This is a genomic window from Eubacterium oxidoreducens (assembly GCF_900104415.1).
GTDB classification, from domain to species: domain Bacteria; phylum Bacillota; class Clostridia; order Lachnospirales; family Lachnospiraceae; genus Eubacterium_C; species Eubacterium_C oxidoreducens.
The window spans coordinates 1-14,545 of record NZ_FMXR01000017.1 but is presented as its reverse complement, the minus strand read 5'-3'; the positions used below and the strand labels follow the sequence as shown (position 1 = coordinate 14,545).

At 41.2% G+C, this 14,545-nt stretch carries 11 protein-coding genes and 1 pseudogene; 2 read left to right on the top strand and 10 right to left on the bottom strand.

Annotated features, from left to right (window positions below; translation table 11 throughout):
• Positions 1-79: 79 nt before the first annotated feature.
• On the top strand, positions 80-1,789 hold the full coding sequence (locus BLS20_RS10970; RefSeq protein WP_176762389.1) for a peptide ABC transporter substrate-binding protein: 1,710 nt from the start codon (positions 80-82) through the stop codon (positions 1,787-1,789).
• 62 nt (positions 1,790-1,851) lie between these two features.
• Here BLS20_RS10970 and BLS20_RS10965 read toward each other — a convergent pair whose 3' ends face one another.
• From BLS20_RS10965 to BLS20_RS10925, 9 genes are all read right to left on the bottom strand, one after another.
• Complete coding sequence (locus BLS20_RS10965; RefSeq protein WP_090174411.1) at positions 1,852-2,724, bottom strand: phosphoribosylaminoimidazolesuccinocarboxamide synthase; 873 nt, start codon at positions 2,722-2,724, stop codon at positions 1,852-1,854.
• 59 nt (positions 2,725-2,783) lie between these two features.
• A complete protein-coding gene (locus tag BLS20_RS10960; RefSeq protein WP_176762388.1) occupies positions 2,784-4,094 on the bottom strand; it encodes a homocysteine S-methyltransferase family protein in 1,311 nt (436 codons plus the stop codon).
• Positions 4,095-4,216: 122 nt separating this feature from the next.
• Positions 4,217-6,292: a heavy metal translocating P-type ATPase gene (locus tag BLS20_RS10955; RefSeq protein ID WP_090174409.1), complete on the bottom strand. Its 2,076-nt coding sequence runs from the start codon at positions 6,290-6,292 to the stop codon at positions 4,217-4,219.
• A 65-nt stretch (positions 6,293-6,357) separates the two neighbouring features.
• Complete coding sequence (locus BLS20_RS10950) at positions 6,358-6,702, bottom strand: DUF6110 family protein (RefSeq protein ID WP_090174408.1); 345 nt, start codon at positions 6,700-6,702, stop codon at positions 6,358-6,360.
• Positions 6,703-7,050: 348 nt separating this feature from the next.
• Positions 7,051-8,697 carry a Na/Pi cotransporter family protein gene (locus BLS20_RS10945; RefSeq protein WP_090174407.1) on the bottom strand — a complete coding sequence of 549 codons (1,647 nt, stop codon included), beginning with the start codon at positions 8,695-8,697 and terminating at the stop codon, positions 7,051-7,053.
• Positions 8,698-8,873: 176 nt separating this feature from the next.
• Positions 8,874-9,740 (bottom strand): radical SAM protein, encoded by an 867-nt coding sequence (locus BLS20_RS10940; RefSeq protein ID WP_090174406.1) that lies wholly within the window; start codon positions 9,738-9,740, stop codon positions 8,874-8,876.
• Positions 9,730-9,975 (bottom strand): hypothetical protein, encoded by a 246-nt coding sequence (locus BLS20_RS10935; protein ID WP_341443227.1) that lies wholly within the window; start codon positions 9,973-9,975, stop codon positions 9,730-9,732. Before BLS20_RS10935 ends, BLS20_RS10940 begins: the two co-directional genes overlap by 11 nt.
• Positions 9,976-10,078: 103 nt before the next feature.
• Positions 10,079-10,333 carry an HPr family phosphocarrier protein gene (locus BLS20_RS10930; RefSeq protein WP_090174405.1) on the bottom strand — a complete coding sequence of 85 codons (255 nt, stop codon included), beginning with the start codon at positions 10,331-10,333 and terminating at the stop codon, positions 10,079-10,081.
• A 188-nt stretch (positions 10,334-10,521) separates the two neighbouring features.
• Positions 10,522-12,615, bottom strand: coding sequence for an LTA synthase family protein (locus BLS20_RS10925; protein ID WP_090174404.1), 2,094 nt, complete (start codon positions 12,613-12,615; stop codon positions 10,522-10,524).
• A gap of 238 nt (positions 12,616-12,853) precedes the next feature.
• Here BLS20_RS10925 and gdhA point away from each other — a divergent pair, with 238 nt between their 5' ends.
• Positions 12,854-14,200: an NADP-specific glutamate dehydrogenase gene (gene gdhA, locus BLS20_RS10920; RefSeq protein ID WP_090174403.1), complete on the top strand. Its 1,347-nt coding sequence runs from the start codon at positions 12,854-12,856 to the stop codon at positions 14,198-14,200.
• Between the two features lie 84 nt (positions 14,201-14,284).
• Here the strand turns inward: gdhA and BLS20_RS10915 are convergent.
• A pseudogene (locus BLS20_RS10915) lies at positions 14,285-14,545 on the bottom strand (group II intron reverse transcriptase/maturase); the annotation flags it as partial.

Below are 14,545 nucleotides of genomic sequence, written 5' to 3'. Positions count from 1 at the left end.
ATATCAGTTTGTTTTCATAGCCGAAATAAGTTATGAAAATCTTCCGAAAGGAAATATCCAAAAGAGGTGAATGATTACTATGAAACATATGAAAAAGCTTTGTGCTCTTGGCCTTGTGTTCGTGCTTGCGGCCGGCCTATGTGCATGTTCCTCCAAGTCAAGCTCCCAAACCAATGATGCCGACGACGAGGGTGCCGAAGAAGAAATTCCGGTCAAGATTCAGACCATGGTCTCTAATGCGGTCATAACATTGGATGCGCAAGCTGCAACGGATGAAACTTCCATGGAAATGATTGCGAACTTTACGGATGGTCTAAAGCAGCAAGCGGACGATGGAACAATTGTAAATGCTCTGTGCACTGACGAGAGCTTATCTAAGGACAAACGGGTCTATACCTTTACCCTTCGCGAAGATGCGGTATGGTCAAATGGCGATCCGGTTACCGCTTATGACTTCGTCTACGGATGGCAAAGAGCCGTCGATCCGAATAACGAAAACCCTAATGGCTATCTGTTAAGTGATGTTGCGCAGATTGAAAATGCATCCGACATTCTTTCCGGAAAGAAAGATGTCTCTTCTCTCGGCGTAAAGGCAATTGATGATTATACGTTAGAAGTGACCTTAAATTGTCCGGTCAACAATTTTGATGAACTTTTATGTCTACCTGTTTTTTATCCGGCTAACCAATCTTATATTGAATCCTGCGGCGAGGATTATGCCACCGATGCAGATCACATCCTCTCCAATGGTGCTTTTTTGTTAACCGACTACGAGTCTTCCGACACCTGGATTCAATTTGAAAAGAACGAAGATTATTATGATGCCTCAAGCATCTCGGTGAATGAACTCAATTACAAAATTGTTCAAGACTCCCAAACTGCCATCTTAGATATGGAAGATGAAAATCTTGATGTCATTAATATTTCCGGCGATCTTGCCGGGGAAGATATGGAGGAGACTTCTTACGAATCGGTTTCTACCGGTTGTGAATGGTATCTCATCCCTAACACCGAAGATTACAAAGTCCTTGCCAATAAAAATCTGCGAAAAGCTCTTACCTACGCAATCGACCGCGATCATCTGACAAATGATGTGTTGGCAGATGGCTGTGTGGCTTCCTATGCCATTGTCCCAACCGGAATCTCTATAAATCCTTCGGACAAATCCGATTTCACAAGTGCTGATACTTACAGCAATGAAATCGGCTATGATGTGAAAACCGCCCAGAAATATCTAGGTAAGGCCAAAAAACAACTTAAGCAAACAAGCTTTCAGCTTGAACTTTTGATTGATGATGATGAAACTTCCTTGGCTGTTGGTAATGCTATCAAATCTCAGATTGAACAGAACTTAGAAGGTGTTACCATCACGCTTCGCGTAGAACCAAAAGCACAGCGTCTTGCCGATGAACAATCCGGTAATTACTGTCTTTCCCTTACAAGTCTTGGTGGTACTTATGCAGATGCATCTGCATATTTAGAAGCATTTGCCACTGCCAGCGACAACACCTGGCATACCTATGTATGGACCAATTCGAAATACACCAACCTAGTATTGTCTACGTTAAACGGCTCTGTCACTTCTGCCAAAAAGCGTTACAGCACATTAAAGAAAGCCGAATCCATCTTGATGAAACAGGCTGCTGTCATACCGCTTTATGAAGAATCAAATATGATATATACAAAGGATTCGGTATCCGGCGTTGTCTATCATGATACGGGAATTACAAGAAGCTTCAAGCATGCAACCAAAGACATGACTTCGGAAGAAGACAGCGATAACGAATAAAACGAAAAGCTGCAAAAAGAACGAGTTTCGTATCTTTTTGCAGCTTTTATTAGGCTTTAATTCTACAATTTCTTTCCTGTCAACAGCTCATAAACTTCCAGATATTTTCCAATTGTCTGATTGGCCACATCCTCCGGAAGTGTCCAGTTGTGATCCGAATTGGCTTTCAACCAGTCTCTTGCAATCTGTTTATCAAAAGAAGGCTGGGAATGTCCGGCTTCATAAGTATCTGCCGGCCAAAATCTTGAAGAATCCGGTGTCAGCATCTCATCAGCAAGGACGATATTACCGTCTTCATCCAATCCAAATTCAAACTTTGTATCTGCGATAATAATTCCTTTTGTTCGAGCATATTCTGCGCACTTCTTGTACAGCTTAATGGTGTAATCTTTAAGCTTCGAAGCATACTCTTCTCCCCTGCCCGGATATGCTTTTTCAAGATGCTCAATACTCTGTTCATAAGAAATATTCTCATCATGATCACCAATCTCCGCCTTTGTAGACGGTGTATAGATCGGTTCCGGCAACTGATCGGATTCTTTTAATCCTTCCGGAAGCTTGATTCCGCAGACTGTGCCATCCTTCTGATAACTTGCCCATCCACTTCCGGTAATATATCCACGCACGATACACTCTACCGGAAGCATCTCAAGCTTCTTACACATCATGCTATTACCATCAAATCTTTCCTGTCTGAAAAATTCCGGCATATCCTTAACATCTACAGAAATCATGTGATTAGGAATCACATCCTTTGTCATATCAAACCAGAACTTGGAAATCTGTGTCAAAACCGTTCCTTTCTTGGAGATGACATTGTTAAGAATAACATCAAAGCAGCTGATTCGGTCTGTTGCCACCATAATCAAACTGTCATTGTTATCATAAATCTCTCTTACTTTTCCTTCTTTAATCGGTTTTAATTCTGTTGCCATCTTGTACCTCTTTCATATTTGTCAGTTTTCTTATAACATAGTTGATTTTCCTTCAAAAATCAATAGGAAACAATCCCCTGTTCATCTGTATACAGAATTGCTCCGTATTTTTCCGCTATCGGTTTAACCGCTTTCACAGCATTCAGATCTGTCATAACAACAGCCCTTCCCTGATAAGGACGAAGCGCCGCCTCAATCACATCCGCATCATTACTTCGAAAAATAAATGGTGTATTAGACATTGACTGCACTTTTTTTACAACCTCTTTCATCAGCACCACTTCATCCGGCGCTCCTGTCACATCACAAAAGATAAATTCCTCGCCCTTATCTTCCATTTTCATCAAACACTCGGCAACCTCTTCAACTTCTCCTGTTTTTACGGTTTTTATATAATCCTCATCCGGCTCAATCAAAGACTCTTTGAGCAGCGTTTCATCAACCTCTGTCATACTCGTTGCGAGGCCGGCCAAAATCATATCCCGCTTTGCACCGTGCTTCACAAATGCCTTCTTTGCCTGTTTTTTGATCTCTTCAATGTATGACGGCTGCGTTCCGCAACATCCGCCTATAATTCGGATTCCAAGTGCAGCATACTCCTTCATATATTTGCCAAATTCCTCTGCTGCGATGGAATAAGTTCCCTTCACCGGATCCGGCAGCCCTGCATTTGCCTTTACAATTATCGGAGTATCCGTAATCTGCACCAGCTTTTGCGCAAGCGGCAAAATTTCCATCGGCCCCTTAGAACAGTTAATGCCAAGCGCATCCACTCCAAGTCCATCCATCACTGCAACCATCGCTTCTAGCGAACAACCGGTATAAGTTCGTTCACTTTTTTCAAATGTCATCGTCGCAAAGATCGGGAGATTTGAATTCTCCTTTGCCGCAATGACGCCGGCTCTTAATTCATTTAAATCTGACATGGTCTCAAATACCACCAGATCACATCCTGCTTTTACACCGGCCTCAACGATTTCCTTAAAGATATCCACAGCATCTTCAAACCTTAGCTCTCCTGTCGGTTCTACCAACAATCCAATCGGACCGATATCCAGCGCTATTTTTGTGTCCGTTGCCGCAACTGCCGTCTTTGCTGCGCTAACTGCAGCGAAGATAACTTCTTCCACCGTGTATGCACTGTCTTTTAATCTATGGCGATTCACCTGAAATGTATTCGCATAGACAATATCACTTCCGGCGGCAACATACTGCGCCGTAATCTCACTTACCACATCAGCATGCTTCATATTAATCTCTTCCGGTCTTTGATACACATCGAGACCGGCGCGTTCAAGCATGGTTCCCATTGCTCCGTCCAGAACAATGACTCGATTGGGATCTTGTAACATTTCTCTTAAATTGCACATATCCATCTCCATACAAGAAGCGAAAATGACGTTCGCTTTTACGTAAAAATGCACCGGTATTATCCCCGGCGCATTTATTATACACTTTTTATCTGATTCGGAGAAGACATCTCCTCTTAGGATTAGTCGAGCAAGTTCTTCATGCTGTTCATACCGATAATCAAGGTTGACGCATTATGAAGAAGTGCCGATGTTGTTGGCGCAATCAGCCCTAAAACACCAAGACCGATCAAGCTTCCGTTAAATCCCATAATCGCACGATAATTATTCTGAATTCTCTTCATAAGTGCATCACTTAAATCCTTCAGCGTCAACAATTCGTAAAGATTTTCCGCTCCTATGGTAATATCCGCAATTTCTCTTGCAATCTCTGCTCCATCACTGATCGCAATGCCACAATCGGAAGCCGAAAGTGCCGGTGAATCATTGATTCCATCACCAACCATAATAACTTTACGACCCATCTGCTTTTCTTTCTCTACAAAAGCAGCCTTATCCTCCGGAAGTACTTCCGAATAATATTCATCTACACCAATCTTCTTGGCAATCGCTGCTGCCGTCTTCTCAGAATCACCGGTCATCATAACAATCTTGGTAAGCCCCTTCTTGCGAAGCTGTGAAATCACACAAGCGGCTTCTTCTCTAACCGGATCTTCAATACAGATTACGGCTGCCAGTTTATTTTCAATTGCCAGATACAAATGAGAATATTCTTCCGGCAGTTCGCTAAACAAAGTCTTCTTTCCGCGCGGAATCGTACACTTCTCATCTTCAAATACAAAGTGATAACTTCCGATGATGGCCTTCTTACCGTCAATCGTCGTAGAGATTCCATGTGCTACCACATAATCAACCTTGGTGTGCATCTCTTCATGATCGAGTCCTTTTGCTGTAGCTGCGTCAATAACCGCTTTTGCCATAGAATGTGGGAAATGTTCTTCCATACAAGCCGCAACACGAAGCATCTCATCCTCGGATTCCTTACAAAAGGTTACTACTTTTGCCACTGTTGGTGTCGCCTTTGTCAGCGTTCCGGTCTTATCAAAAATAATCGTATCCGCTTCTGCAACAGACTCTAGGAACTTACCGCCTTTTACCGTAATCTTATGCTGACTGGCTTCGCGAATTGCAGATAATACCGAAATCGGCATCGCAAGCTTTAATGCGCAAGAAAAATCAACCATTAGGATGGAAAGCGCCTTTGTCGCATTTCTTGTTAAGACATAGGTTAATGCTGTTCCACCAAGTGAATACGGAACCAAACGATCTGCAAGATGTTCTGCCTTACTTTCGGCACCTGCCTTTAGCTTTTCAGAATCCTCTATCATATGCACAATCTTCTCATAACGACTTGAGCATCCTATCTCCTTTACCTTAATGGTAAGTTCGCCTTCTTCTAATACCGTTCCGGCAAAGACATAATCACCGCCGGATTTTTGTACCGGAACACCTTCGCCGGTCATCGATGCCTGATTGACCATACCGTCTCCGCAAGATACCTCTCCATCAAAAGGAATTACATTGCCCATATGTACTACAATCTCATCTTCGACCTTAATCTCACTCGCCGGAACAAGCACCTGCTGTCCATCACTCATCAGCCATACTTTACTGATGTTCAGCGACATTGTTCTTGCTAAATCATCTACTGATTTTTTCTGTGTCCATTCTTCTAAAAGCTCACCGATTCCAAGAAGGAACATGACAGAGCTTGCAGTCTTAAAGTCTGCTCTTAAAAGGGATACTGCAATGGATGTGGCATCTAAGACCGCCACTTCAATCTTGCCTTTTGCAAGGCAGCGAATTCCCTTTATAATATATCGAATTCCTTTAAGGGTTGTCCAAATAATCCGAATTGGCAGTGGAATAATCCATCTTCTTGCGTAATGCCACGTAATCGTCATCACCAGTTTTTCCTGGTATTTGGCATTTAATTCTCTGGATGAATTTTCAATCAATCCTGCCGGCACTTCCACATCCCGATAATGAAACTCATTGATATATGCAATAACTTCTTCTCTCGGAATCGAGAATTCAAAAATTGCATTGGCAGTTCTTTCATGAATCTTAACACAATCGATTCCTTTTTTTGATTGCAGATAATACTCAAGAATATCAGCCTGTGCATAGCTCATCTTCGGCTGACACATATGAATACGCATACGTCTTTTAGACTCATGTAAAATCTGAAACTTCATAAACCTGCTCCTTACAAATGAATCCGGTCCGTGTTACCACAGCCCGGATCCTTCTCTCATAAACTTTATTTCTCGTCTTTTTCTTCTTTTTCAGCTGCTGCTTGCGCCTCTGCCAATGCTTCCTGAGCTTCTGCAAGTTTTGCCTTTGCTTTCTCAATTTCCTGAGCATGTCTTTCATCTGCCCACTTCTCATTGAGTTCCTTCGCGTCTTCATAAACGTCTCCGGCATTCTCCTGTACCTTAGTTACGGTTCTCATAACACAATCCTTGCTTGCAAGTCCCGCTGCGGTAACGCCTGTATAAAATTTCTTAGCTCCCTTGCTGGATAATGCCTTAATTCCAAGTGTTCCAAATGCAACGCCTGCTGCAAAAAGTCCAACTGTTCCTAAACATTTTTTACGATTTACCATAATTAAATGCCTCCTTACGATGTCTTATCATATTCCTTTTGTTCATGTAAATGTTTTTGTTTATTGTGAATTATACTGCGCGTTTTGGTAAAAATCAATACCTTTTAGTCAATTTGTTGATTTATTTTCGTCTTTATTGCACATTGTGACTAACCAAAATTTGTGCACCTCGACAAATTTTAGTTAGTTTTTAACAATATTAGGCGCGGTGCGTTTTGCACTTTTAACAATGGTTAGATTTTCTCGCGGTTAGTTCCTATGTATCTAACATTAGAAAAGCCATTCCCTAGTCGGAATGGCTCTTACTATCAGTTTCGGCTCGCTCACAAAGCCTAAACGAAGACGATATTATATTTCTTTACCTTCTTCAATCAGTTTTCCTCGAAGTGAATTCGCTATATTAATGGCATGATCTCCGCATCGCTCGATATCTGTCACAATATCTGAAAATACTACTCCGGCTGTCGGATCACAGCTTGAGTGCATTAATCGTTCTACATGATTCGAAATCAAGTCATTTTCAAATTGATCCACCTGATCTTCTAATTCATACAACTGCGGAATCTTACTGTAATCTTCATTTTCAAATATTTCCAATGCAATCTCCAAAGATTCAAGCATGGTATCGGACATCTCTCGCAATTCCGCTCTTGCCACCTCGGACATCTTCGCACGACGCGCCGTAAGCAGTTCATTATATTCCACAATATTCTCTGCATGGTCGGATACTCGTTCAATATCCGTACTTGCAATGGTCATTAAAGATACCCTCTCAAGGTCTTTATCCGTAAGTCCAAGACTTCGAAGCATGACCATCTTTTTTCCGATTTCCTGATTTAGGATATCCACGGTCTCTTCGCGTTCTTTTACTTTAGCTGCCAGTTCAGAATCTCCGCTAAAGAAGCATTCTACCGCATTTTGGAGATTCTTATATGCAATGCGCCCCATTCTGGCAATCTCCATATGAGCCTGCCCAAGAGCAACCGCCGTTGGCATATTGGCTGCCACATTCATATATTTTAGTTCACGGTCCTCAAGCTTTTGCGTCTCTTCCGGAAGAACCGGCACAATTCGCCTCGTAAGCTTGATAATCAATCCGGCAAATGGTGCCTCAATCAGCACTGCCACAATCGCAAAGATAGTATGCGTATTGGCAATCTGTCGTCCAATATCTCCCGGTGACAGACTCTGAATAAGCTCTAACACGCCCGGTGCTATATTAATAATTGCAATCAAAATTCCCGCACGAATCAGGTTAAAAAGCAAATTGAGCAAGGCCGTTCGCTTACCGTTACGATTCGCGGTCAAAGATGCCAAAAGGTTCGGCGTTACAGAACCTATCGCAGCACCAATAATCAAATAGATGGCAATATCATAAGTTAATATTCCTTCCACAGCAAATGCCTGAAAGATTACAATCGATGATGACGAACTTTGCAACAGTGCCGTAAATGCAACTCCAAACAAAAGCGCAAGTACAGGATTGGAAAGCGTCGTCATAAAGTCGGCAAATCCCTGTGTTTGCGAGAGCGGCGCAATCGCAGCCTTCATAATAATGATACCCTGAAACAGCATACCGAATCCCATAATAATCGATCCAACATGCTTGATAAAGCTATGCTTTACAAATACGTATAGTACTACACCGCCAAACAACAAAAGTGGTGTAAAATTACTTAAGCTAAATGCCGTAATCTGTGCCGTGATAGTGGTACCGATATTCGCACCCATAATAATTCCGATGGCCTGTGCAAGCGTCATCATTCCGGAATTAACAAATCCAATTACCATTACATCCGTTGCGGATGATGATTGAATCAGCATTGTTACCCCGACACCAACTAGTATTGCAAGAAATCTATTCTTCGTTGCTTTTTCCAGAATTCCCTGTAAGTTACTTCCACATGCATTACGCAGTCCTGTTGACATCATAGTCATACCAAACAAAAACAGGCCTACGCCTCCTAGCAGCGAAAATATCGTAAATATTGACATGATTTATCCTCCGATAGGTGATCGCCCAAATTGACTCTTAGTCGGCGATTACCATTCCGACTGAGATTTACACACACGATTTCATTTTAACAAGTATTTTTCCCTTTGTCTTTACTCGTTAGTTATGAATTTAGGATTCTGCAAAATCCTTTTTTTGTAAATTTTTCACAAAATAATTATAACGCTCGAAAGCTTTCCGGTCGATATCCATTTTCCTTTCTTACCTTCTTTAGCAAGTCAATCAGGCTCTTCTTATCGGCATTTAAAGTTCCCTTAAGCGGCACATAATTTGACGCGTGATTTGCCCGAAATACCGTGCCATCACTATCTACCTCATTTAAAAACAGCAGCATCTCTTCCACAACATCATCCGGTTTAAGAAGTTTAAGCGTTCCCTCTCGAATCGACTTCATGATGGGCGCCGCATCATCCAGCATTAAGGTTAAAAATCCCAAATAATCCGGCTTAATTTTTGTTACTAACTTCGCCGAACAGATGGCATGTTCCTTCCGTCTTTCGCGGCCTCCCAAACCGGAAATCAGAGTCAATGATAATTGAAATCCTGCTTCCTTAAGTAATTGTCCTGCTCTTACAATCTCGTTTGCCGTTACCCCTTTACAGATTCTTCTTAACACTTCATCATCTCCGGACTCAGCTCCCATATAAATCATGGATAATCCAGCATCCGCAATCGCTTTTAGCTCCTGAGGCGTCTTATTGAGCACATCTTTTGGTGCCCCATAGGAAGTGATTCTTGCATGAGGAAAGCGTTCTTTTATAAAGGCTAGTATCTCGAGCATATCTTCTGTTGGAATCGTCAAAGCGTCCCCATCTGCCAGAAAGATTCGATCAATCGCACCTTTATATCGCTCATATGCTTCTTCAAAGTCTGCCAGAATTTCCTCCTTCGGTCGTATATAAAATTTTTTATCTTTGTACATCGTGCAAAACGTACATGCATTATGCGCACAACCAACCGTCACTTGCACAATCAGACTTCTTGCTTCACTCGGCGGTCTGTATATCATTCCATCATATCTCATCTTCATCAAACTCCATAATTACATAATACCCGCGCGGGGTTTCTTTAATATCTTTTACAACACCTTCTAACGACTTTAAACGCTCTGCGTTCTTATAGTTAGCGGACATCGCATATGCATGCTCCAACGTATAGAAATAAGAAGTCGGTAACTTTCCTTCTGTTACTTTCAGGTGGTCCCCAACCTTACAAAGGCCCGGTCTTTCCATCTTAAATTCCATCTGTCTCACGTTCACCTCTCCCCTCCGATTGCTCTTCTTTATCCATCACAAAATGTGAATTCCTTTACCATTTACAGAAAAAAAGCTGCCGCTCTATGCGACAGCTTCATACTCTTTATTAACAAACAGCCAAGAAACTCTCCAAAGCATCCACTGCTTCTTCTTCGTCGGAACCATTCGCTACGATGTTGATTGTCATCCCACTCGTTGGATTAAAGGCCATGATTCCCATAATACTCTTCGCATTGATCTTACGGTTATCACTTTCGAGTGTAATCTCACTATCAAACTGGCATGCAACCTGAACCAACTCTGCAATCGGATTCTTATGTGCCTTCACAATATCCGCCACAACTACTTCTTTTGTGCTCATAGGATCGTCTCTCTCTTTCTATTTTTATTAAATCTGTGATTATGCCATTACAGCATATGTCTCAATAATCTAATTTCTATTTGGTAATATAGCTTAATTTTCTTTTTTTTTCAAGATATACGAAAAAAAATCGGTAAATCTTACAACATTTAAATCATTTTTGTTCTCACTTTGTTCATTTTCCCCTATTAATTATCGGAAAGATAGAATACCGATTCCACTCGTCCTTCATCATCAAACAAAGCATTGTACTGAATCTTTTCGTAATCTTCCAGTAAGTCCGTATACTCCGTCTCGTCATTATAGGTATAGTAATTTCCATCCTTATCAATATAACCTACACTATCAATTACCGGAATCTGCTCAGAAAGTTCCAGTAAATATTTATTAAATTCCGTCATCTCAAGTCCGGCCGTCTTAAGCAGAAGTGAGGATAGATAGTTCGCACTTAGCTGGTCATATTGCGCTTCTTCTATATCATAGTTTGCCCAGATAATAAACGGCGTCATATAACGGCACTGCAACTGCTCTGTTGTAAGCGAATTCACGGAAGTACCAAACAGTTCTTCGAAGAAAGCTGTCTCTACAAATGGCTGATGATCTCCGAACATTACCACGATTGTCGGTTCGTCAACATTTTCATAATATTCAATCAATTCTTGAAATGCCTCATCAGAAACTTTAATCAGTGACAGATATTGATTGGCAAGATTATAGATTTTGGACATGCTTGTTATTTCTACCTCTTCATCGAAGTTATAATAATTTGTTGCATACCCTCCATGATTTTGCATGGTTACGTTAAATTCAAACACCGGACCATCATCGGTCTTTTCCTCATATACTTCCTCAAGCTGCTCATAATTATAAGAATCACTGATATAACGGCGCACCAACATATTCTCTGCTTCTTCGCCGTATTCTTGTTTTAAAAGACTCTCATACAGATAGACATTGTTATCGCTGTCGATATACTGGTCTATAATATCCTGATCGATCATATCTTCGATACTGATAAAATCGTCAAAACCCAAAAGCGGATATACCGTTGATCGGTTCCATCCTGATTCATAATACGGATGAACGGCGGTCTTAGAATAACCAAGATCTCCCAAAGTTGATACTAACGATGGAATCTCACTATCGATATAAGAGTTATAAACATTACTTCCGGATGGCAAAAAGCTAAGCGAAAGACCTGTCAAAAACTCAAACTCGGAATTGGATGTTCCAGCTCCGTTTACCGGCATAAAGAGATTGCCCTTAATTGCATTTTCACTTAGGGAATCATAAAATTCCATGTAATCAACATTGGTCTCAAATTCCCCATCTACCGTAAGGTCTGAATAAGACTCATTCATAACTGCAATAATATTTGGCATATCTTCTGTGTCTGTTATGGTCGGTTCATAATCCGATTGACTTGCCAATGACTCTACCAGTTCTTCAATTTCATCCGCGTCATATCCGTCCGGCTCGCTGACATGAATATATTTCGTATTCAGCATAAAGTTCAAAAAGCTTCCGCTCTTATTATATCCTCTTAGCTGATTCCAAAAATCAGGCTTGATACCGGCATTTGGCACAACATCGGTTCCGTAGAACAACGCACATACGCAGACCACGCAGGCGGCGGATACCAGTCTTGCGAAGAGTTTATACTTTCTGGCTTTGATTCTTACTCCGCGAATCTTAAAGCTCGTAATCACGATGAAAATCATAATAAATGTTCCCATCGCAATTCCAAAATCAATATAGCGGTCATAATTGGCTGCCACGTTCGCTGCCGTACCGATACTTAAAAAGTCCGTCGGTACAAATGGGGTTCCTCGAAATGTTGTCACAATATTATTGCATAATGCAAATCCGTAGAAGAAACAGTTTGGAAACAAAATCGCCCTTCCGATATGTCCCGTTATTGCAAATACCAACAGCATAAAAAGCATATAACATATATAATTGGCAAGAAAATAAACCGGTGCCAAATCATAGATAAATATTGCCGAAAACGCTTCTACCATGGTAATCGAAATAATTGGTGCAAGAAAAAACCAAATCATGGTTGCAATCATTCCCAACCGTTTATCCTTAAATTCCAATTTAAATACAATGGTTGCTCCGCATAATACACAAGACAAGATTGCCAGGAAAAACAATAATTTTCCACTTTCTAGATCTTCATCTGCCAAAAATGCTCCGCGATTAATAATTAAAAATATCATCATAGCGATAAACACCACAATGCCGAGAATCCCTGTTCTCTTTGACCAACTGATTTTCATATTGCCTCCTAATTTCACCTTTTCACACAATGCCTATATTACTATATATTTTTTTTTATTTCATGGCTTTCTAAAAAAATTCTTTTTTTTTTCACTTTTTTCATCATACTACCATTTCATATTTCTTCTATTAATATTCCATAAATTTTTTATTGCACGTTAACGTATTGAAGTGTAAAATGTAAACTGATTTATACATAACGTATGGTCTAATTTATTTTAAAAGGAGAACAATAACATGAGCTATGTTGATGAAGTACTCGAAAGAGTAAAGAAACAGAATGCAGCTGAACCGGAATTTCTTCAGGCCGTTGAAGAAGTTCTTGAAACAATCAGACCTGTTGTAGATGCACACGAAGCCGAATATCGCAAGGAAGCACTTCTTGAAAGAATCTGCGAACCAGACCGTCAGATCAAATTCCGTGTACCTTGGGTAGACGATAACGGTAACGTACAGGTGAACACCGGATACCGTATTGAATTTAACAATGCGATTGGACCTTACAAGGGAGGTCTTCGTCTTCACCCATCTGTATACACCGGAATTATCAAGTTCCTTGGTTTTGAACAGATCTTTAAGAATTCCTTAACCGGTCTTCCAATCGGTGGCGGTAAAGGTGGTTCCGACTTCGATCCTAAGGGTAAATCCGATCGCGAAGTTATGGCATTCTGCCAAAGCTTCATGAGCGAACTTTACAAATATATCGGAGCTGACAGAGACGTTCCTGCCGGAGACATCGGAACCGGTGCTCGTGAGATTGGATATATGTTTGGATATTACAAGAAATTAACAGATTCTTTTGAAGGTGTTTTGACTGGTAAGGGACTTAGCTATGGCGGTTCTCTTGCTCGTACAGAAGCTACCGGATATGGCCTGTTATATTTAACAGAAGAAATGCTTAAATGCAACGGACATGATATCAAGGGCAAGACTTGTCTTGTATCCGGTTCCGGTAATGTTGCAATCTACGCTATCCAGAAAGCTCAGCAGCTTGGTGCCAAGGTTGTTACCTGCTCTGATTCTACAGGATGGATTTATGATCCGGAAGGTATCGATGTTGATCTTCTTAAGGAAATCAAAGAAGTTAAGCGTGCCCGTCTTACAGAATATGCTGCTCAAAGATCTTCTGCTGAGTATCATGATAAGGCAAAAGAAGGAACAAATCAGTGGCAGATTAAGGCTGACATCGCACTTCCTTGCGCAACACAAAATGAGTTAAATCTTGAAGATGCCAAGAAGCTTGTTGCTAATGGTGTCATTGCTGTTGCTGAGGGTGCTAACATGCCTACTACTGCAGATGCTACAATCTACTTACAGCAAAATAAGGTCCTCTTCTCCCCAGGTAAAGCATCTAACGCAGGTGGTGTTGCTACTTCCGCTCTTGAAATGAGCCAGAACTCAGAAAGACTTAGCTGGACTTTCGAAGAAGTTGATTCTAAGCTTAAGGGAATCATGGTAAATATCTTCCACAATATCGACGATGCTGCTAAGCGTTACGGTAAGGAAGGTGACTATGTTGCCGGTGCTAACATCGCTGGTTTTGAAAAAGTTGCGGATGCTATGCTTGCACATGGTGTTTGCTAATTTCTACATTTTAATCGAGTAGGAGGGAGTGACTAGCTCCCGTCCTCTCATAACACCGTACGTACCGTTCGGTATACGGCGTTTTCAATAGTTGACGTGCACAGACTGATAGGCTGTGGCTAAATCATAGAAGCCACTGTTTATCAGTCTATCTTTTGTCATCGCCATGTTGACTGCGACTGTATGTGTGGTAAACCAATATCCACGCCGACTGTTGCCAGCCATATGTGCCAAGTCCTTAGGCACACCCATCTTAATCAGATTTCGCACCTTTGTCTTGGGCTTCTTCCATTGTTTCCATATACACATACGTATTCTGTGATAGAGCCATCCATTGATTTCGTC